Source organism: Leisingera sp. ANG49 (assembly GCF_059694505.1).
This window is the reverse complement of record NZ_JCATZN010000008.1, coordinates 89,958-110,525: the sequence shown is the minus strand read 5'-3', so window position 1 is coordinate 110,525 and position 20,568 is coordinate 89,958. Positions and strand designations below refer to the sequence as shown.

Here is a 20,568-nt window from a genome sequence, read left to right as displayed (position 1 = left end):
TCCCTTATGCATTACGGATCGCCCAAAGCTCCATCTTGAGCCCCGGATACTGTCCCGACACATGCACCGCGATCCCGCCCGAAGTGGTCATCTTGCGCCAATAGGGGCTGTCCGCATCCATCTCGAAATAGACCACGCCGGAATGATAGGGGATCTGCCGCGGCGCCACCGGCAAGGGGCGCAGGGTGATCCCCGGCAGCGCCGAGTTCACCAGCTGGCGGATTTCCTCCACCGGGCCGATCTTGGCCTGGCCGGCAAAATGCTTACGCACGTCCTCAGCCGGGATGTCGGCGCTGACCGCCAGCACAAAGCCCGCGTTGCCCAGCAGCTTGCGGTCGGCAATCACCCCCACCGAGATACCGTATTTGCGTGCTTCCAGCTTGATCGGGATCGCAGTCTGCTCCAGAACCGAGCTCAAATACTGGCGCAGCACCCTGATTACAGGCGCAAAACACTCGACCAAGTTGTCATGGGTATAGGGCGGAAACTCCGGCGCCTGTTTATCGGTCGACATGAACACCGACAGCTCCCCTGCCATGCCTGCGCAGGTGGTGAACAGCCGTTCCGGGTGCAGGTTCTCGATGTTGCGCAGGTGGCGCACCTGCGGCAGCATCCGGTTGACCACTGCCAGCAGCATGAAGTCAGACACATCCGCAACGCCGCGGGCGCCGCCCGCCTCGGACAGGCGGCCCGCCAGCGCTTCCATCCGGTGCGCCAGCAGCCCCTCCAGCTCACGCAGGAACCCGGTCAGCGCCGGTGCCGCCCGCACGTCCAGGCAGGACGGGATAAAGGCCTGGTCCAGCACAATTTCCTTGTCCGGGCGCACTTCGATGATACGCGCAACCGGCACCGCCAGCAGGTCGGCGAGGTCATCCACCTCCAGCGCAAACTGCAAACGCATCTTGCCCACGTCCAGCTCCACCGGCTTGCGCTCGGTCGAGGTCACATCGGTCACTTCCACCTTGTCCGGGCGCAGGCGGCTGGCCGAGCGTTCGGCGCCGCTCAGATCCACCTCGGTGGCGCCCTGCCGGCGCTGCGGCACGGTCAGGTAGACGATACAGTCCTTGACGGTGGTCGGCACTTCCATTGCGGGCGGGTGCGGGTCCGCCATCGGCACCCGGAACACGGTGCCGTCATGGGTCAGCCCCTCGCAGGACTTGACCGCGAACTGGCCGATCTTCAGCGCCTCATGGTCGATCTCGAGCCCGTTCACACCCCAGGCATAAGGGCTGAGCCGCCGCGCCAGCCCGGCAACCAGCGCCTCGTTGTAACGGTCGGACTGCTGGAAGTGGTGCGGCTGCAGAAACAGCCCCTCCGTCCAAAGTACCTTGCTGTCCCAGGACACCGGGATCTCCTCTCACTTGCGGGCACGCGCGCAGGGCGCGGTGCCGATCATTCCTTCAGCCTGTCCAGCTGGTCCTTGTAGGCCCGCGCAAATTCGCGGCTGAACAGGTCGTGAAAATCATTCTCAGCCTGGTCGGAAATCTCCGCATAGAGCTGCTCGTAAACGTCCCAGTAACGCGCCTTCTTGCCGCGCAAGAGGCCGGTGAAACCGCCCTTGTCCTCGATCTGCGCCTCCAGCGCCTTGGGATCGAGCCGTTTCAGCACGCCTTTCAGCGCCGCCTCCATGCCGGTGACCATCGCCACCTCGTGCGCCTTGATGTCCCGCAGCGCTTCCTCGGCCGCGGTTTCCGGGCTCAGGTAACCCTTGGTCGCCGGGCGCACCATCGCCTCCACCGCCTGTTCCGGGGTGATCGAGAATTTCAGCGGGTTGTTCCCGCCGGCAGAAATCATCGTCTGCTCGATGCGGAACTCGGATTTGATCGAGGTCCGGGTCATCAGGATTTCACGCAGGCCCGTGACCAGGGTTTTCATCACCCGGCCCATGCGTCCCATGGTGCTGGCGTGATCAGCGGGTCCGATGCTGACCTCTGCTCCCAGACCTTTCAGGAAAGCCGCTACCGCCTCCTGCGCCTCTGCCGGGGGCGCAGTTGAAGGCGCGGTGGTCTTCTCCCCGCTGTCCTGCTGCGGCGGGATCTCCTGCGGAGGCGCAGGCGGCGCCTCTTGCGGCGGAGCCGAGGGCGGCACTTCCGTAGGAGGCGGCGGCATCTCACGCGGCGGCGGCGCAGGCTGTGGGTCCGGCTGCGGAGCCGGGGTTTCCGGCTCGCCGATACCCGACAGGAAATCGTCGTCCCAGTCATCCGGGATCATGTTCGATTGCGACGCAGGTGCGGCAAACCCGTCCGAGGCCGTCGGGTTGTGATTGGGCAGGCTGGCCCCCTCCCCTTCACGCCCGTCGCTGGCCTTCTGGAAAAACGGATCCTCTTCTTCGCCAAGCGGTGGCAGCAGCTCGTCGATCGGGTCCACAGGGTTGAACTGCGCAGGCCCCTTCGGCCCCTCGCCCAGCAGATCGTCCAGGAAATCACCGCCTGGCCCGGCATCCTCCAAGAGTTGCAGCGGGTCAGGCGCATTGGCGGCATTGCCGTGCGAGGCAGGCCCCTGCGCCGCAGGCGCCGCGATCATGTCGCCCACATCCGCCAGGTCATCGCGGATTTCCACCACCAGCTCATAATTGCCGACACACAGCACATCGCCGTTGTTCAGCGGCGTCGGAGTGCGGCCCAGCGGGATCTTGGAATAGTTCAGAAAGGTGCCGTTGGAGCTGAGGTCGACCACCACCACATTGCCGTTGTGATCCTCGATCACACAGTGGTTGCGCGACAGCATTTGGTCCGGATCCGGCAGCACCAGGTCGCAGCTGGCCCCGCGCCCCACGGTGAGGCTCGGCCCCCGCATCGGAACAGGGGCCGCATCGCCGGGCATCGCGCCCGAGCTCTGGAATTTCAGTGTCACTCCCATGCCTGGGCCTATCCTCCCACCAGCACGGTGAATTCACCCTTGGCAATCATGCCGCCGCAGGCAGTGCTGTCCAGCACGCGCGCGGCCGGCAGGTTGTTGATCAGCACCGTTGCCGACCCCTTGATGATCGGGTGCGGTGAAGGCGCCGCCGTGCACATATCCGTCAGCCGCGCTGCCGGCAGGTTGGCCACTAGCACGGTGACCGCACAGGGCGGCAGGATCGGCGTCGGCACCGGCAAAACCGGCGGCGGCGGGGTGGAGGGCAGCATGCAGGCATGCAGATCCGTCACCCGGGCCTGTGGCATTCCCATCTGTTACATCCTCCCATTCAGTCCTGCGCGGCCTGCAGCGGGACCTCGATCACTTGCCCCTTGCCGCCGCGCGCAATATCCAGCGCCCGCTCTACCAGAACCGCACCGTGTTCTTCAAACTTATCAGACAATTGACCCAAGGCCACCATATTCATGGCAAAGGCAGCCGCCTCAGAGGCCCCTGCCGGGGCAGGATATTGATTCAATTCTCCGGGTCCTAGGGTTCCGGCGGCGTAGAGCACCGCCAGCGCGCAATTCACCGTGTCATCATCCACATAGGCATGATCCAGGGTGATCCGCGCCTTGTCGCGGTTCTCCTCTGAGGGCTCAAACACCCAGGCTTCCGACGCGGTCAGCGAGGCCGGGTCCTTATCCGAGCGCGGGCCGATGTAATCGCGCGCCGCCAGGCAGGCCCACCACACCCGCTCGCGCGGGGGCAGCAGCACCGCCAGCGTGCGCAGCAGATCGACCAGGGCACCCTTGCGGTCCAGCTCTTCCAACACAACCCCCGCCTGTGCCGTTGGCGGCGCTTCCAGCGGGGTTTTCAGGATGACATTTGCCCGTGACAGCAGCTTGGCCACCGGGTCAGCGGGCATTTTCACCAGCTTTTCAAATCTTGCCGACATCTGCACCCACCTAGTTGATCATCGTGAGGCCGCCCTTAAGGGTCAGCATGGCCTCGCCTTTGACGGTGGTCATCGGCGCTTTCGCCTCAACCATTCCGGTGCCTTCGATCTTGATCATCGGCCCCTTGATGGTCACACCCGAGTTGTCGATCTTGACCGAGGACGCGCCCACGGTCAGCTTGATTTCCTGCCCCGCGCTCATGGCGATCTTGCCCGCGGTCACATCCACGGTCAGATTGCCCAGCGAAACGGTTTCAGAGTGGTTCCCCTTGGCAATGGTCTCGGTCAGATTACCGGTATCCACGTCCAGGGTCATGTTGCCTGTCTGAATGTTTTCCGATTTGTCGCCGGTCTCCACCACTTCGGTCCTGTCGCCCTGATGCACGGTTTCCGTCATGTGCTGCTGAACTGTGAACACATAGCTTTTCTCATCCGCCGAGGTCACTTCCGGGTCCGGCGCATCCATGCCCACCGTCACCGTCGAGCGGTCCTTGACCAGCATCTGGTGGTCCTTTTCGGCCTGCACCCGCATCAGTTCGCTGTCTTTCTTGTCGTCGAACATCAGCTCGTTATAGCCGCCGCCGCCCTTGGAGGAGTTGGTCTTGATCCCCAGCTGGGTCTGATCGTCGGGGTAGGTATAGGGCGGCATTGTTTCCGCATTGTAAAGCATGCCGGTGCAGATCGGCCGGTCCGGGTTGCCGTCCTCGAACTGGATCACAACTTCCTGACCCATCCGCGGGATCGCCACCATGCCCCAGTTCTTGCCCGACCAGGGCGTCATGACCCGCACAAAGCACGAAGAGGTCTCATTCTTCTTGCCCTCGCGGTCCCAATGGAACTGGATCTTGATGCGGCCATGCTCGTCGGTCCAGATTTCCTCGCCGCTCTGCCCGACAACAGTTGCGGTTTGCAGACCCTGAACCTCCGGCCAAGGCGTCAAAAGAGGCGCCCGGAACTGATCGGATTTCAGGATCGCCCCAAAGGTCGAGGCATAGACGTCATGCTCCATCTCTTCCGGAACATCCATGTTCTTCGGCTTCAGATCGCGCCGCATCGACCCTTGGTCAGCAGCCTTCTTCTGCTTCTGGCTTTCCCGCTCGCCGTAGTCCCAAGCCACCTTGATGTGATGCTCCGCATCGATCACCAGGTATTCCTTGTTGTTTTCCTTCACCGGATGCTCCTTCATGGTGAAGGTGCAGCCCGTGACCAGCGTCGGCACGCTGGAGGCGCCCCGCCAGCGGATGTGCTTGATCGCTTCCGCTTCCATCCGCACCCGCGCCAGCTTGGTGCCCAGGCCGGAATTCTTCCGGTAATGGCCCTGATAGTCGTAGACCTCGTAATCCTTGTAGGAATGCTTGCCCTTGGCAATCGACGAGGTCGCCTTGAGATCCGCTGACGGCGTCAGGAAATCGAAGTCGTTCAGCGTAACCTTGCCGCGGGTCACGCGCTCATCCTTGGTCCATTCGGAGATATGCTCTTCGCGGCGCCGGTCGCTGTCGTCGCGGGCGTGGAATTCAACGGTCGACCCGCCGCTTATCGGGGAGTGGCCGCTGACACCGTCGCACAAAATCAGCTTTTCGCGCGTGGTCTCACCGACCGGGCTTTCGAAGTAGTAATAGATCCCCTCTTCCTCCATCAGGCGGCACAGGAAATCAAAATCGCTCTCACGGTATTGCAGGCAATATTCCCGCTTCTCATAGCTCTCGCTCAACTTGTCAGTAAAATCGCTGAAGCCGTATTCGCCGAACAACTGCTTGATGATCTCGACCGTGGTCTTGTCCTGATACACCCGCAGGTCGCAGGTCCGGGTCAGCATCCAGAACCAGGGGCGCACCTCGGCCACAAACATCTCGTACCCGTTGCGGAACCCCAGATGCTCGACCGAAACGCAGATGCCGTTGAACTGATGCTCCGTCTTCTGGCGCATCACATGCACGTTCATCTGCTTGCCGACCAGGTCTTCCAGTTTGGGCTGGGCCTTGGTGGCGGCAAATTCGATCGTGGTCTCGGTGAGCTTGCTCAATCCCTCGCGCACAATGGCCCGGCTCATCATCAGGCCGTCGGTGGAATATGTCCCCGACATCCAGGCGAGGTCGTTTTCATGGCCCTTGCTTACAACCATGTCTCCTCCTTTCCGCGACGGGAACGGGGCCGGTAATCGCCGGCAGTGTTCTCAAACATTCGCATCATAAATCATCCAAAAGCGCGGCGAGGTCCGCATCCATTTCGTCATCATCCCCATCGTCGTCATCGTCATCCCCAAACGACGACAACAAATTGTCCAGATCCCCGAGGCCATCGTCATCCCCGTCATCGCCTCCGAAATCAAGATCATCCAGGCCGAGATCGTCCTCATCGTCTCCACCCGAATCCAGATCAAGATCCAGATCTTCGTCTTCATCGGCGCCGCCTACAGGCGGCTTGGGCTTCGGCAGCCCGCGCGGGTCCGGCGGCGAGGGCTCCGGCGCCGGCAATCCGGTCCAGGGCCCCAGTATCTCGCTGCCCTTCAAGGAATTGAAGGAGGTCAGCCGCACCTCGTCGCGCCCCTTGACCGCGCTCACCGCCATAAAGCCGCGCTCCTGCGCCAATGCGATCTTGTCCAGATCGATATTGCGCTCGGTGCAGGGCAGCGCCACCTGATCGCCGAACTTGTCGTTCACATAATGATAGGGCATCCCTCCCAGAGACATAATTTTCCCCAGTTGCAGCGACGGCCCGTGTTCCTTGAAGGACCGCCCCAGGAGGATCGCCACCAGCACCACCGGATTGGCCCAGAGCATACCCTTCAAGCCTTCCGTTTCAGTAAACTCCTCGAAGTCAAACTCATAGCAGGGCTCGGTTTTTTCACCATAAGGGCGCCGCAGCAGGAAGCGCGGGCTGACCAGCCCCAGATGCCCGGCTTCGGCCATGCCCTGCAAGATGTCCCAGGCCTCTGCCACCAGCTTGGGCCGCTCCGCCTTGGGCGTTTTCAGGAACTCCGGCGAAATCGACGCAAAGAAGGGTGCATCCACATGCGCCGCCACCCGCGCGATGCGGCCCAGCAGCTCCGCATGCGGCGGGGTTTCCTCGAACTGATACATGCCGATCAGCGCCGAATAGCCGCCGCGGCCGTTCTCCTCGTCCAGCGGCTCCTCCGTCAGCAGCCGCACAAAGCCGGTTTTCGACAGATCGTCCTCCGCCGCCAGATCCGCCGCCAGCTCCTCCGCCGAAATGTCATAGAGCATGACATCCAGCGTATCGTCGGCCTCAATGGAGCGCGCCATCAGATCCAGCGAGCGCCACTGCGCCTCCACCGACTGGAACTCCGGATGGTGCAGCACCAGCCGCATCGCATCCGACAGCGCCTCATCCACCGCTTTCTGCATTGCGGTGACATCCGGGTCCGGCAGTGCCCGGATATGCGGACCCACCACCCTCGCCAGCAGCTCTTCCACCGGCGTCGCCGGGCGCGGTGTGATTCCGGTGTCCTTGATCAGCTGCTGAAAGGCGCTCAGCCGCTTGTCGGCCGGCACCGCATTGCCCGCCGAGGTCCGCTTGGGCGCCCGTGCCCGGGTGCCGTATTTCTCCGCCCAGGCCTTCAGCGTATTCGCCGCATGATCCGCCGTCGCGCCGCTCTGCAGCTGCTTGCGCAGGCTCACAAGCTCCGAGAACAGCTCAACGTTTTCATAAAGCTCATCCGGGTGCAGCCCGTCCAGATCCTCCAGCTTGACCGCAATCCCCGCATCATCCTTGCCAATCGGCAGCACCAGCTCGGTGGCAAAGCGCTCGATCACATCCTCGACCGTATCCGGATCCAAGAGGATCGCTTTGCGCGCAGCCAAGGCGTCGCCGGTTTCGATCTGCCCCTTGGCCGCCCGGCCCGAGAAATCGCCCAGGATGGCCATCCGGAACCGCTTGCGCTCCAGCTTCTGCGCCGCGGGCCGGTCCGCGCTCATGGTGCCATAGGCAAACTCCGGATCGTCCGAAGCCTCCGCCGCATCGGCTGCCGGTTTCCCGCCGCCTTCGTCCAGGTCCCCCAGCAGCGCATCCAGATCATCACCGCCCGTTTCGGCAGCGTCTTCATCCTCACCGCCAAGATCACCAAGCAAATCATCCAGGTCCATATCCCCGTCACCGCCCATCAGGCTGTCCAGATCCGCATCCGCGTCCCCCAGACCGCCGAGCAGCGCATCAAGGTCGTCTTCCGCACTCTCCGCATCCGCCGCCTCTTCGGCGTCGGCTTCTTCGCCAAGACCCGCCAGCAGGCCGTCCAGATCTCCGTCCTCTTCCTCATCGCTGCCAAGGTCACCCAGCAGCTCATCCAGGCCGGCGTCCTCCCCGGCCCCGTCCTCATCCAAGCCGCCAAGAAGCGCGTCCAGATCGTCCTCGCCTGCGTCCCCGGGCTCTTCGCTGCCGTCGTCATCCGGACCGCTCAAGCGCGCATCGGAATCGTCCGCAGTTGCATCCTCTGCATCCAGATCCCCCAGCAGACTGTCCAGGTCGTCATCCTCATCTGCCCCGCCGGCCTCGGCAAGATCTGCAAGCACATCAGCAGTGTCCTCTTCAGCCTCCTCTTCCGGCGCGCCGCTGCCGAGATCGGCAAGCAAATCATCCAATCCGCTGTCTTCGGCCTCTGCTTCTTCGGGAGCCTCCAGCGTATCCAGCGCTGCACTCAGGTCGTCTTCTGCAGCCTCTTCTTCCGGCTCATCGAGACCGCCCAGAATATCGTCGAATTCCGTCTCACTCTCCGGTTCGTCTTCCGGCAGATCATCCGCCAGCCCGGCCAGAACATCCCCGGCAACATCCGCGTCTTCTGTCTCCTCCGGCGCATCCAGGCTGTCCAGTACAGCGCTCAGATCCTCCTCTTCGGGCTCATCGTCCTCCGGCGCGGCTTCCAGCAATCCCTCAAGAACTCCCTGCGCGCCACCATCCTCCGCATCTTCGATTTCAACTCCGGCCAGGCTCTCCAGCGCATCTTCTGTTTCGCTGGCGGCTTCTTCCTCTTCGGGTGAATCCTCCAGGAGACCGCCCAGCACATCCTCCAGGCCATCATCTTCCTCAGCATCCGGAACCGCTGCATCCGTCAGGCTTTCCAAGGCAGCCGCGGCCTCTTCGCCGCCGTCCTCCTCATCCTGTTCCAAATCCGCCAGCCCGCTCAGAACGCCGGAAACATCCTCATCCTGATCTTCCGAAACCTCCACCGCAGCCAGGCTTTCCAGAGCTGCACCGGAAGCATCTTCATCGTCCGCCGTGTCCGGCTCCAGCTCAGCCAGCCCCTCCAGAATATCTGAGTGATCCTCGTCCCCCGTCTCGGCCACCTCCCCGGCAGCGAGGCTCTCAAGCACCGCGCCGGCGGCGTCCTCCGCCTCATCCTCCACCTCAATTGCGGCCAGTTCATCCAGAACCGAGGAATGATCCTCTGCCTCTGCGGCCTCCGGCACATCAGCAGCCGCAAGACTCTCCAGGGCCGCGCCGGCTGTGTCCTCTTCTGCCGCATCTTCAATTTCCAAGGCAGTCAGGCTTTCGAGCGCATCCTCCGCCGCAGTGTCCTCAGCCTCTTCCATCCCGGCATCTGCCAACGCGTCCAGGACACCCGAATGGTCTTCTTCCGCATCTTCGGAGATTTCTACAGAAGCCAGGCTCTCAAGCGCATCCTCTGCGGCCGTATCTGCCTCCTCCGGCACGTCCAGCTCCGCCAGAGCATCCAGCACGCCAGACTGATCTTCTTCTTCCGCCTCACTCACTTCAACTGCCGCGAGGCTTTCCAGTGCTGCCCCCGCTGTGTCCTCTTCGGCAGCGGCCTCCTCCACTTCCTGCGCGGCCAGCCCGGCGAGCACATCACCGGACGTGTCCTCTGCTTTCTCGGGAATTTCAGCCTGCGACAATCCCTCCAGAACAGATCCGGTCTGATCGTCCTCTTCGGCGTCCGGCATCTCAGCTGCGGCCAGCGACGCAAGCGCCTCTCCGGCTTCATCACCCTGGTCTTTCTCCTCCGGCGCAGCCGCACTCAGATCCGCCAGGACGTCCGCGGAAGCGTCATCCGCCTCCGTCTCAACAGGCTCCGCAGCCCGCAGCTCATCCAGAACGCTGCCAGAGTCATCCTCAGCCCCCGCCTCCTCCGGGGCCTGCGCGGCAAGCCCTGCCAGCACCCCGCCCGAGGTGTCTTCCTCCCTTACTGGGAGGTCCGCCTGGGCCAGCCCCTCCAGAACAGACGCAGATGTGTCTTCCTCAACAGCATCGGGAATTTCTGCCGCAGCCAGCGACGCCAATGCATCCGCCGACTCATCCGGCTGATCCGTGTCCTCTGGCGCCGCCGCGCTCAATCCAGCCAGCACATCCGCGGATGTGTCTTCCGGCTCCGCCTCCTCCGGCGCAGCCTCCCGCAGCGCATCCAATACACCGCCCGAGGTATCCTCTGGCTCTGTGTCCTCCGGCGCCTGCGCCGCAAGACCTGCCAGAACGTCACCCGTGGTGTCCGCCTCCTCCTCCGGCAGCTCCAGGTTGCGCAAACTGTCCAGAGCCGCCGCACTGTCCGCATCAGCTGCGGGCGCCGACACCGCGGCCAGCAGCGACGGATCGTTCAGGATCGTCTCGATCAGCGTCTCGGCGCCGGTCTTGCCGTCCATATAGGCCATCAGATTCTGCAGCTGGGTGCGCGCCTCCAGCAGCGGGCGCAGCGCCTCGACCTTGGCCGCAATCGAGCCGGGCGAAAAATCCGCCATGCTCTCGAAGGTCAGGTCCACCGCCAGGTTGCCCTCGCCGGTCAGCGTGTTGGGCACGGTGAAGGCAGCGCGCGGGGCCAGACCTTTCATCCGCTCGTCGAAATTGTCGACGTCGATCTCCAGGAACTTGCGGTCCGCCACCGACGGCTGCTCGACCGTGGATTTCCCCACCAGGTCGCTCATCACCCCCATCACGAAGGGCAGCTGCACCTTCTTCTCGGCGCCGTAAAGCTCGACATCATACTCGATTTGAACCCTTGGCGCCCGGTTGCGGGCGATGAACTTCTGCGAGCTGTCAGCCATTACCCTGCCCTTTCAGCTGGGCAATCTCCGCCCGCAATGCCTTGATCTCCTCATGCAGCTCCATCACATGCGCGTCGACCACATCGGTCTCCGATTTCACCAGGTCACGCAGCTTCTCGAACTCTGCCTCGGCTTCCGCCTCCACTGCCGACTGCATGGTGTTGACCAGAAGACCGATGAACAGGTTCAGCACCGAAAAGGCGGTGATCACGATGAAGGGCACGAAGAAGGACCAGGCAAAGGGAAACTCCTCCATCACCGGGCGCACGATGCCCATCGACCAGCTTTCCAGCGTCATGATCTGGAACAGCGAATAGAGCGACCGGCCCAGGGTGCCGAACCATTCGTCGAAGGCGGCACCGTACATCATCGTCGCCATCACCCCGAACACGTAGAACACGATCGAGATCATCACGATCACCGCGCCCATGCCCGGCAGCGCATCCAGCAGCGCCTGCACCACCGCCCGCATCTGCGGAATGACCGACAACAGGCGCAAGGCGCGCACCACCCGCAGACCCCGCAGCGCCGACAGGCCCTGGCTGTCGGGGAGCAGGCCGAAAGAGACCACGACGAGGTCGAAGATGTTCCAGGCGGAAGAGAAAAACCGCAGGCCGTAGGCAAACAGCTTCAGCGCCAGCTCCAGCACAAAGATGGTAAGAACAGCGGTGTCGATCACGTCCAGCAGCCCGCCCGCCTGTGCCCGCACCGCGGCGGAGGTGCCAAGACCCAGCGTGACGGCGTTAAAAATGATGATGCCCAGAATGGTATTGGTCACCCACGGGCGCTCGACGAATTCACGGGCCCGGTCCCGAAGCGTCTCTGCGGTCTGCGCGCTGCTGTCCAAGGTACTTCTCCAGCCGGTCTTTCAGTTTGCCGGGCGCGCGCAGCGCCCGGTGTCTCTCCTTCACGTCTCAGGCCGCGTCGAACACGGTTCCGTCCAGCACTTTGCTGGTGATCTTGTCATAGGCATAGCCGCCAACGGCGCCGCCCACACCCAGGGCCAGATCCTTGGCGCCGGTAGCGATCGAGTTGCCGTCAATCGGCGACAACGCCAGGGCCGCGAACTTGAGCCCTTCGCGGAACACCTTCAGCGCCTTCGGATCCTTGATCGTCAGCGCTTTCACCCGCTTCATCAGGTCCTTGATGTTGTTGGCCCAGCCGCGCGCGTCGGCGTACATGATCTGGATCTTGTCGATCGCCTTCTGCACCTCGGCATAGTTTTTCGCCAAAGCCGTATCCAGCGCCTTGCTGATCATCACCAGCTGCGTTTTCTTGTCCTTCACCGGGTGCTTCTTCAGCTTCTTGCCGACCTCGGCCAGGAACTCCTTCTTCAGCTTTTCCTGCTGCTTCAGGATCTTGTTCAGGTTCTTGGACAGGTCATGCATCTTGACGACCATCTGGGCGTATTTCGCCTTCAGCGTGTCCGCCGCATCCTCCACCGTCTTGACCGAGGGCTGCGAGATGCCGAGGAACTCCTGAAACACCGCCGCCGACACCTCGTTCGCGGCATTCAGCGCCTTGTTGGAGGCCGCCTTTTCCACCACGGCCAGGTTCTTCACCAGGATGGTCTTGGACTGGTCGATATTGATCGCCAGCTTGCCGATATCCTTGGCCAGCGTGACGCCAGACTTGATCAGGCCGATGATGCCGAAGGCTGCACCTGCGCCGCCCGAGAAAGGAGAGGTTGCCATTGCCGCGATGCTCACCGCCAGCCCGGCCAGGGTGCCCGCGATGGACACGCCAATCTTGATCTTGAACTTGGACCATTCCTTTTTCTTCTTCTGCAGGCTGGTCCAGGCCTTCTGCGCCGCCAGCTCCGCCGCCTTCTCGCCGACTTTGATGTCATTCTTGATGGCGTCGTTCAGCCCCTTCAGCTGCTTCTCCATCGTCTTCTTATCGGCGCCCTTGTTGGTCATCTCGACGAAGGCCTTGTCGAACACCTTGCACTTCTTCGCGATGGTGTCGCGGGTCTGTTCGAACACCTCGCTGGCACCGGCATGGAACTCCTGCTGCAGAAGCGGGTCTTTCTCGACCCCCTTCTCCATTTTCTTGTCCAGCTCAACCACAACCTTGAAGGACAGTTTGGGCGGATCAACCATCTCCAGCCCGGACGCGCCGATGTCGACGTTCTTCATGTCCATGACAACATGTTTAACCATAGGAACTCCTTCCCCACTTGTTACTTGTGAGCGTGATCATTCGAATGCGTAGGTGAACTCTCCCTCCTTGACGCCGATGGCAACTTTCTCGACCTCCGCGCCTTCCATCAGGCGGCGCAGGAACTCGTTGGAAATCTCCGGCAGCATGGTGTTGGTGACAATCGCGTCGATCATCCGGCCGCCCGAGTCCAGTTCCTGGCAGCGGTTGACGATTTCCCCGACCACGGCATCGGAATACTCGAACGGCACCCCATGCGCCTCTTCGACCCGCTTCTGAATGCGGCCCAGCTGCAGCTTGGTGATCTCGCCGATCATCTCCGGGCTGAGCGGATAATAGGGGATCGTCACCAGGCGCCCCAGCAGCGCCGGCGGGAACACCTTCAGCAGCGGATCGCGCAAGGCTTTCGCCATGCCCTCAGGATCCGGCATCAGATCCGGGTCAGAGCACAGATCCATGATCGTCTCGGTGCCCACGTTGGAGGTCAGCAGGATCAGTGTGTTCTTGAAGTCGATCACCCGGCCCTCGCCGTCCTCCATGACGCCCTTGTCGAACACCTGGAAGAAGATCTCATGCACATCCGGGTGCGCCTTCTCGACCTCGTCCAGCAGCACCACGGAATAGGGCTTGCGCCGCACCGCCTCGGTCAGCACCCCGCCCTCGCCATAGCCGACATAGCCCGGCGGCGCGCCTTTCAGGCTGCTGACGGTATGGGCCTCCTGGTATTCCGACATGTTGATGGTGATGACATTCTGCTCACCGCCATAGAGCACCTCAGCCAGCGCCAGCGCGGTTTCGGTCTTACCGACACCGGAGGTGCCCGCCAGCATGAACACCCCGATCGGCTTGTTCGGGTTGTCGAGGCCGGCGCGGCTGGTCTGGATCCGCTTGGCGATCATCTTCATCGCGTGGTCCTGGCCGATCACCCGCTGCGCCAGCCGCTCTTCCAGGTTCAGGATGGTCTCGATCTCGTCCTTGACCATACGGCCCACCGGGATGCCGGTCCAGTCGCCCACGACCGAGGCCACCGCCTGATGGTCGACAATCGGCAGGATCAGCGCGGAGTCGCCCTGCAGCGCTTCCAGCTCCGCGTTCTTGTCCTTCAGCTCCTGCATCAGCTTGGCGCGTTCTTCGTCCGACAGCGGGCTATCGGCAGCGCCCTCCGCACCGTCTTCCCCTGCATCCGGGGCAGCGTCCACAGGCGCGGCTCCCTCCCGGAGCTTTGCGCGCAGTTCCAGAATGCCCTCGACTACCGCCTTTTCCTTGTCCCAGCGTTCGGTCAGCCCGGCCAGCCGCTCCTCCTCGGCGGCCTTGGCGGCTTCCACCGCCTCGCGCCGGTCAGCGACCTCGTACCCAGCGGTCTCGTCGCGGCCGATGATCTCCAGCTCGGTGGTCAGCGCCTCGATCCGGCGCTGGCTATCGTCGACCTCGGCGGGCACCGCGTGCTGGCTCACCGCCACCCGGGCGCAGGCGGTATCCAGCAGGCTCACCGATTTATCCGGCAGCTGGCGTGCCGGGATGTAACGCGCCGACAGGCTGACGGCCGCCTCAATGCCCTCGTCCAGCACCTGCACCCGGTGGTGTTTCTCCAGCATCGAGGCAATGCCGCGCATCATCAGGATTGCCTTCGGGATGCCCGGCTCATCGACCTTCACCACCTGGAAGCGGCGGGTCAGCGCCGGATCCTTCTCGATGTATTTCTTGTACTCGGCCCAGGTGGTGGCGCCGATGGTGCGCAGGGTGCCGCGCGCCAGCGCCGGTTTCAGCAGGTTCGCCGCGTCGCCGGTGCCGGCCGCGCCCCCTGCCCCCACCAGCGTGTGGGTTTCATCGACGAACATCACAATCGGCGTTGGGCTTGCCTGCACCTCGTCGATCACCTGGCGCAGGCGGTTTTCAAACTCGCCCTTCATGCTGGCACCGGCCTGCAGCAGGCCCACGTCCAGCACCAGCAGCCGCACATCCTTCAGCGCAGGCGGCACGTCGCCGCGGGCGATCCGCAGGGCAAAGCCCTCAACCACCGCAGTCTTGCCGACACCTGCCTCGCCGGTCAGGATCGGGTTGTTCTGCCGCCGCCGCATCAGGATATCGACGATCTGGCGGATTTCCTCATCCCGGCCCACGATCGGGTCGATCTCACCATTGCGCGCCTGTTCGGTCAGGTCGGTGCAGAACTGCTCCAGCGCCTCGCCCTTGCCCATCGCACCCGGCGCCATCGAGCCGGAGGCCTCGCCCGGCTCGGCGCCGCCGCCTGTCACGTTGGAGCCGTCCTGCGCCCCCAGACGTTCCTCTGGCGAACCGTCGGTGGCCTCATGGAAGTTGTCCGCCAGATCATCGGCACCGATCTTGGCCAGTTCCGGCGACATGTTCGACAGGATGTTGCGCAGCGCAGGCGTCTTCAGCATCCCCAGCAGAAGATGGCCGCTGCGCACCTGGGCAGAGGAATAGAGCAGCGAGCCCCAGACCCAGCCGCGCTCCATCGCATCCATCAGATGGTCCGACAGGTCGGAGATCGTCGAGGCTCCGCGCGGCAGCATATCCAGTGCCCGGGTGAGTTCAGCGGCAATCTTGCCGGTGTCTAGATCGTAATGCTGGATGATCCGGTGCAGGTCGCTGTCCTGCTGCGCCAGCAGCTGATGCATCCAATGCACCAGTTCGACATAGGGGTTTCCGCGCATCTTGCAGAAAACGGTTGCGCTCTCGACGGCCTGGTATCCCAGCTTGTTCAACTTGCCAAACAGCGCCACGCGGCTGATCTCGGTCATCTCAAATCCCTCCCTCTACTCGCTCATGAGCCCCGGCGCCCAGCCCCGGGTACAGGTATAAGTCATTCACATCCGGCTGATCCGCATCCGGATCGGGACGCGAGCGCACCCAACTGGTGTGCCCCAGCCGCGTGGTGCCGCCCAAGGATGCCCGCGGCACCTCGTCGCCCGCCAAAATCAGGTTCACGTCCCAGTCCAGCACATCGCCGGCATAAGACCGCACAATTGCCCGCAGCCGGTTCAAGGCCGCGCCGCCCGGCAGCAGCCGTTCATAATCTTCCAGTTTCAGCGGCCCGATGCGGATGCGGAATTTCGCGGTGCGGCTCCACACCTTCTCGCCAATGCTGGTGGTCTGGCCCAGCCCGCCGTAACCCAGCTGCCAGCGGTCGTCCGGCTCCAGCTGCAGCCAGCTGCCGACATATTCCTCCAGCTTAACAGGCACTTCGAAAAACGCCGACAGGATCGACACCAGCCCCTCGGCGTTCTTGGCGCCCTTCGCCAGATGGCCCGCAAAATGCAGCTTGGCCAGGTCCGGCATGTCGTCGCGGCTGGTGAACTTGAACCCGTTGTAACCGATCAGCGACGCAACTTTGCGCGCCATAGGGTCATCGGCCCGGTCAAAGCTCACCGCGGGCGAGCCTTGCGTCCAGGCCCGGTAAAGCAGGCTCATCAGCCGGTGCGTCAGCATATCGGCAAAGGCCACCATCGTCGGGTCGCGGTGGTTGCGCTTCCGGTCGCGGGCGTATTCGGTCAGATGCAGCGGCAGCGGCCCCTGCGGCCCGAACAATCCGAAGAACCGGTTGGTCAGCACCGCGGGCTTGTCGCCTTCGGCCGGCTTGAACGCGGCGATGGTCGAGGGCGGGAATGCCAGCTCCGCCTCCTGCCCCAGACGCAGCCGGTCCTGGCGCGGGCGGCGGCTTTCTCCAAGGCGCGGGGCATCATCGAAATGCGCCTCCAATACCCTCAGGGCCTGAAAAACATGGTGCTTTTCAGGGTCTATGGCCAGCCGGCCATAGAGGCTCAGATCATCCGGCCGAGGCCCTTTTCCGGTCGCCATCTGGCAATTTCCCCGCGTTTTTCGGTTTTCAGGACGGTCTCCGTGAACGAGTTGATACTGGCATAGCCGCGGAAGAACCGCTCCAGCACGGCCCCCAGCGCATAGATGTTGCTGCCCTCGAAAAAGCTCTCGTCAAAGCCCAGGGTGATCTCCAGCCCGCGCACCGCGGTGGACAGCACCTCGTCGCTCATCCGGCGCACGATGGGGCGGGCGCCGACCGACAGGATGCCCTCCAGCTGCTTTTCCGTCACCCGGTCGCCTAGCGGTGCATACAGCCCCACCAGCTCGCGCAGCGCCTCAGCTGACTGGCCCTTGCCGGTTTCAGCGATTGAGACGTAGTTCAGGCTCAGATGCGAGATCAGCCGCCAGGCGGTATCCCCCTGCGCCAGCGTCGGGTGCGGGCGGGTCGGCGACACCGGCAGCGTCACCTTCTGCACCGGGCCGCCCTCGGGCAGGTGGAATACATCATCGCTGCCCGTGGCCAGCAGCATCGGCAGATCGCGGTTGGTGCACAGCGCATTGACCGCCAACTGCTCCAGCCCTGCAGAGTATGGCGCCTGCGCCCGGTCCACCAGCGTCAGGAACACTTCCGATCCCAGGTAGGAACTGCGCACCCCGCGCAGACGCTCCTTCTCCGACCGCTGCCGCATCCGCCGCTTGACGGTGTAATAAGCCGGGTGGCTTTCGCCCGCGGCGGTGAAGTCATTGGCGGAGTAGAACGGGCGGAAGATAACATCGTCTTCGCCCTCGCCGCTGATGCCGGTCACGCTCTGCAGCCCGTAGATCTCGAAATCGAGGCCCGCGGTACGGTTCGGAATCACATGATGCTCGGTATCGATCGGCGAAATCCGCACCCGGTCGCAGCGTTTCTCGAACAGGTTCACCGCCGGCACCGCGTTCAGCTTGAACACCTCCGGCACCACGATCGGCGCAATCTCCGGCATGCCCTCGCGCAGCAGGATATACAGGTCGACCTCGTTGCCCTCGGACTTCTGCAGGCCCGCTTGCAGCCCCTGCAGCTCGACAAAGCGGAACCGCTCCGGCATCGCGAAATATTCCTGCAGCAGCCGGTAGCCGTCATAGACCCGGCGCGGCAGGGGCAGCAGCGCCTCATCCGGGCCAAAGCCCCTTTGCACCACTTTGGCGCCGCGCAGCGGCAGCTGCCAGTCGGCCCGCCGGTCAGTGGAGCGTGCCACGATCCCCTGCACCTGGGTGCACAAAAGCTCCAGGAGCGGCCAGCTGTTGCCCGCCTCGCTGGTCAGGTACAGCGACAAGCTGTCCATATCCAGCTTGCTGATCGGGTCGCCGTCGATCCGCTTGATCCTCAGCCGGATGCCCGCCCGCGCGTCATATCCGGTGGCCACGCCCGCCGCCACCAGCTCGCCGCGGCCGTCGATATACTGCGCTTCGGTGATCTGGATCGGCCACATGGTCAGATCGGCAGCGGTGCGGAATTCACACGGCGTCTGCTCGCCCTCGGTCAGCCGCGACCGCAGTGTCGATCCGCGTTTCAGCACATAGCCGCTTTTGACGGCGGAGTTCGCCACATCCGGTTCAAACGCCGCGATCATCATTGACGGCGTTGGCGCCAGGTAATGCGGATAGATGATCTCCAGCAGGTTGGAGGTGAAGTTCGGGTACTGCAGCTCCAGCTCCAGCTGCACCCGCGCGGTCAGAAAGGCGGCGCCTTCCAGCAGCCGTTCCACATAAGGATCGAGAACTTCGACCCCTTCCATCCCCAGCCGCGCGGCGATCTTGGGATAGGCAGCGGCAAATTCCCCGCCCATGTCGCGCAGGTAATTGAGCTCATTCTCGTAGTGGGTCAGCAGCCGTGTATCCATCACATGGCCCTTTCCATTTCCACTTCGCCGGTGGTCAGATCAACCTTGCTGCGCAAATACAGCTCCAGCGGCATCGGCTGCGCCCACATGTCGGCGCGGATCTCCAGCCCGACTGTCATCTCGGTCGCATCGGTGCCATCCTGCAGCCGCACGTCGACCGAGCCTTCGATGATCCGCGGCTCATAGGTCGCAATCGCCTGCTTGATCGACCGCCGGATCGCCTGGGCTTTCTCAGTGGTCGAGGCCTCGCCCGCCACTTCCACCAGCCCGTAGTTCAGCACCGAGGCCGATACCGAAGGAAACTTCTCCGCATCGAAATGGCTTTCGACATTCTGGGTGTTCAGCAGCCAGGACAGATCGCGTTGAATGATTTCCCGCAGCCGCACAAGGTCTATCACCCGGCTCTCACGGGTTTCCTTCAGATCACCAGGTGCATTGTCGGTCAGCCGGTCCAGCAGCGAGGGCTGCAGGCGCTCGGCCAGTGTCTTGTCAGCCATTCTCTTCGCCGTGCCCATCCATCCGGAGTGTGCGCACGTCCATGATGGCAATGTCCTCATCGCCGATCGCCAGCAGCCGCTGGCCCAGACCGGTATAGGTTTCCTCGCCGGCATCCTCCCAAACGGTGGCGCGCGCCAGCATCGACAGCCCGTCGGCCTTCTCGCTGCCCGGGTAGCGGGTCGGGATCATCGCCGCCACCGCGCCGCCGCCCGCCAGTGTCAGGGTTCCGGCCGTCCAGACTGCATCACGCAGATCGCTCGGCTCTTCCGCCTCGAAGGAGACGATCTTGGAAAACGGCAGCCAGTAGTATTTGCCGTTGATCACCGCCTCCAGCACCGGGCCCAGCCGCATGTCGGCATCGGCAATCCATTCGAACCGCTTGCCGTTCACCTCGCCCGGGCTGGCCGGCGCCGCATCGAAGGCCTTGGCGCGCAGCTCCGCGGCTTCCTTCGGGTTGCCGGCCGCCAGCAGTTTCTGCGCCTCGATCAGATGCGCCAGCCATTCCTCCGGCTCGCCCAGGATCAGCGGCGACTTCTCACCGGCGAACACCTTCTCGCGGTAAACCTCGCAGATGATCGCCTCGCGGTAGGCCTGCGCCATCACCGTGGCGCCTTCATCCAGCCCCGCCGCCGCCTTCAGCTGGGCAATCGCCCGGTTCCAGTCGCCCAGCACACACAGCAGCTGAAACAGGAACACCCGCAGTTTCGGATTGCTCGCATCCGCCCGGATCTTGGCTTGCAGCGCCTCCAGCGCCGCCTTGGGATCACCAGCTTTCAGATGCTCTTCGGGTGTCATGGGGCTCTACTCCGCAACGAGGATGGATGCTGCAAATACGTCAGAAAAAACGGACCCCGGGCGCAAATACACCCGGGGCCAGCCAAAAGGTTTACTCGACCTTGCCGGTCTGCACGTTCCACTTGAAGGTGCCTTCAGTGGTGAGTTTACCAGTCTTCTGGTTGGTCGACTTGTACTCGTGCTCAAGCGACGCATAGGCCAGCGACCAGGTCTCTTCCGGGATGCCGTCTTCACTTGCCGAGATCGAGTAGCTGTCGACAACCACGTCCTTCAGCTTCCAGATCGAATAGACCAGCAGGCCCTGGCTGGCGCTGTCGCCGGAGCGGCACCAGTGCATGATGATTTCCGGGCGCACGGTGCCGTTGGCAACCGACAGCGCCAGGTCGTTCGATGCCTTGCCCATTTGCGAGGTCAGCTCGATCTTGCCGAAGTTCGAGTTTGCGTGCATCCGCTGGGTGGAGCCCAGGTCGGTCATCTCGACAGCACGTTCAACGTTCCAGCTTGCCGACTGAACAACGATCCACTTCTTGTGGTTCTCCTCGGTTGCATCGCCTTCGATGTCCGAGATCTGTACGAACATGTTTGCAGCCATTTTTCTATCCTTTCAAAATTTAAGAACTCTACTGCACTATGCTTGGTTAAGGCTGGGGAGTGG

General features: G+C 63.2%; 14 protein-coding genes and 1 pseudogene. All 15 read right to left on the bottom strand.

All coding sequences use genetic code 11. The annotated features are described in order from the left end of the window. Positions 1–4: 4 nt before the first annotated feature. Positions 5–1,345 carry a type VI secretion system baseplate subunit TssK gene (gene tssK / locus AC58NV_RS20605; RefSeq protein ID WP_497228804.1) on the bottom strand — a complete coding sequence of 447 codons (1,341 nt, stop codon included), beginning with the start codon at positions 1,343–1,345 and terminating at the stop codon, positions 5–7. Between the two features lie 47 nt (positions 1,346–1,392). Next, complete coding sequence (gene tagH, locus AC58NV_RS20600; protein WP_497228803.1) at positions 1,393–2,859, bottom strand: type VI secretion system-associated FHA domain protein TagH; 1,467 nt, start codon at positions 2,857–2,859, stop codon at positions 1,393–1,395. Between the two features lie 8 nt (positions 2,860–2,867). Continuing rightward, positions 2,868–3,170, bottom strand: coding sequence for a PAAR domain-containing protein (locus AC58NV_RS20595; RefSeq protein ID WP_497228802.1), 303 nt, complete (start codon positions 3,168–3,170; stop codon positions 2,868–2,870). A gap of 17 nt (positions 3,171–3,187) precedes the next feature. Continuing rightward, the gene (locus tag AC58NV_RS20590) at positions 3,188–3,796 is read right to left on the bottom strand and encodes a DUF6931 family protein (protein WP_366662974.1); all 609 of its coding nucleotides are present in this window, start codon (positions 3,794–3,796) and stop codon (positions 3,188–3,190) included. Positions 3,797–3,806: 10 nt separating this feature from the next. Continuing rightward, positions 3,807–5,918: a type VI secretion system Vgr family protein gene (locus AC58NV_RS20585; RefSeq protein WP_497228801.1), complete on the bottom strand. Its 2,112-nt coding sequence runs from the start codon at positions 5,916–5,918 to the stop codon at positions 3,807–3,809. 64 nt (positions 5,919–5,982) lie between these two features. Continuing rightward, a complete protein-coding gene (locus AC58NV_RS20580; protein WP_497228820.1) occupies positions 5,983–9,339 on the bottom strand; it encodes a type VI secretion system contractile sheath domain-containing protein in 3,357 nt (1,118 codons plus the stop codon). A gap of 963 nt (positions 9,340–10,302) precedes the next feature. Next, positions 10,303–10,800 (bottom strand): annotated as a pseudogene (gene tssB, locus AC58NV_RS20575) (type VI secretion system contractile sheath small subunit); the annotation flags it as partial. Continuing rightward, positions 10,793–11,647, bottom strand: a complete 855-nt coding sequence (locus AC58NV_RS20570; protein WP_497228800.1) for an ion transporter — start codon at positions 11,645–11,647, stop codon at positions 10,793–10,795. The pseudogene tssB and the gene AC58NV_RS20570, both read right to left, overlap by 8 nt. A gap of 67 nt (positions 11,648–11,714) precedes the next feature. Next, positions 11,715–12,962, bottom strand: a complete 1,248-nt coding sequence (locus AC58NV_RS20565; RefSeq protein WP_497228799.1) for a hypothetical protein — start codon at positions 12,960–12,962, stop codon at positions 11,715–11,717. Positions 12,963–12,998: 36 nt separating this feature from the next. Next, positions 12,999–15,722 (bottom strand): type VI secretion system ATPase TssH, encoded by a 2,724-nt coding sequence (tssH, locus tag AC58NV_RS20560; protein WP_497228798.1) that lies wholly within the window; start codon positions 15,720–15,722, stop codon positions 12,999–13,001. Position 15,723: 1 nt separating this feature from the next. Then, the gene (tssG, locus tag AC58NV_RS20555) at positions 15,724–16,779 is read right to left on the bottom strand and encodes a type VI secretion system baseplate subunit TssG (protein WP_497228797.1); all 1,056 of its coding nucleotides are present in this window, start codon (positions 16,777–16,779) and stop codon (positions 15,724–15,726) included. Beyond that, on the bottom strand, positions 16,743–18,620 hold the full coding sequence (gene tssF / locus AC58NV_RS20550; protein WP_497228796.1) for a type VI secretion system baseplate subunit TssF: 1,878 nt from the start codon (positions 18,618–18,620) through the stop codon (positions 16,743–16,745). Before tssF ends, tssG begins: the two co-directional genes overlap by 37 nt. Continuing rightward, complete coding sequence (tssE, locus tag AC58NV_RS20545) at positions 18,620–19,117, bottom strand: type VI secretion system baseplate subunit TssE (RefSeq protein ID WP_497228795.1); 498 nt, start codon at positions 19,115–19,117, stop codon at positions 18,620–18,622. The genes tssF and tssE overlap by 1 nt, the downstream gene beginning before the upstream one ends. Continuing rightward, positions 19,110–19,913, bottom strand: coding sequence for a type VI secretion system accessory protein TagJ (locus AC58NV_RS20540; protein ID WP_497228794.1), 804 nt, complete (start codon positions 19,911–19,913; stop codon positions 19,110–19,112). The genes tssE and AC58NV_RS20540 overlap by 8 nt, the downstream gene beginning before the upstream one ends. 91 nt (positions 19,914–20,004) lie before the next feature. After that, positions 20,005–20,505 carry an Hcp family type VI secretion system effector gene (locus AC58NV_RS20535; RefSeq protein WP_222505658.1) on the bottom strand — a complete coding sequence of 167 codons (501 nt, stop codon included), beginning with the start codon at positions 20,503–20,505 and terminating at the stop codon, positions 20,005–20,007. Positions 20,506–20,568: the final 63 nt, after the last annotated feature.

Coding starts and splice junctions, on each gene's coding strand:
- tssH (WP_497228798.1), bottom strand. CDS start 15,722: ATGACCGAGATCAGCCGCGTGGCGCTGTTTGGCAAGTTGAACAAGCTG.
- AC58NV_RS20540 (WP_497228794.1), bottom strand. CDS start 19,913: ATGACACCCGAAGAGCATCTGAAAGCTGGTGATCCCAAGGCGGCGCTG.
- tssG (WP_497228797.1), bottom strand. CDS start 16,779: ATGGCGACCGGAAAAGGGCCTCGGCCGGATGATCTGAGCCTCTATGGC.
- tssE (WP_497228795.1), bottom strand. CDS start 19,117: ATGGCTGACAAGACACTGGCCGAGCGCCTGCAGCCCTCGCTGCTGGAC.
- AC58NV_RS20565 (WP_497228799.1), bottom strand. CDS start 12,962: ATGGTTAAACATGTTGTCATGGACATGAAGAACGTCGACATCGGCGCG.
- AC58NV_RS20585 (WP_497228801.1), bottom strand. CDS start 5,918: ATGGTTGTAAGCAAGGGCCATGAAAACGACCTCGCCTGGATGTCGGGG.
- tssF (WP_497228796.1), bottom strand. CDS start 18,620: ATGGATACACGGCTGCTGACCCACTACGAGAATGAGCTCAATTACCTG.
- tagH (WP_497228803.1), bottom strand. CDS start 2,859: ATGGGAGTGACACTGAAATTCCAGAGCTCGGGCGCGATGCCCGGCGAT.
- AC58NV_RS20595 (WP_497228802.1), bottom strand. CDS start 3,170: ATGGGAATGCCACAGGCCCGGGTGACGGATCTGCATGCCTGCATGCTG.
- AC58NV_RS20590 (WP_366662974.1), bottom strand. CDS start 3,796: ATGTCGGCAAGATTTGAAAAGCTGGTGAAAATGCCCGCTGACCCGGTG.
- AC58NV_RS20535 (WP_222505658.1), bottom strand. CDS start 20,505: ATGGCTGCAAACATGTTCGTACAGATCTCGGACATCGAAGGCGATGCA.
- AC58NV_RS20580 (WP_497228820.1), bottom strand. CDS start 9,339: ATGGAAGAGGCTGAGGACACTGCGGCGGAGGATGCGCTCGAAAGCCTG.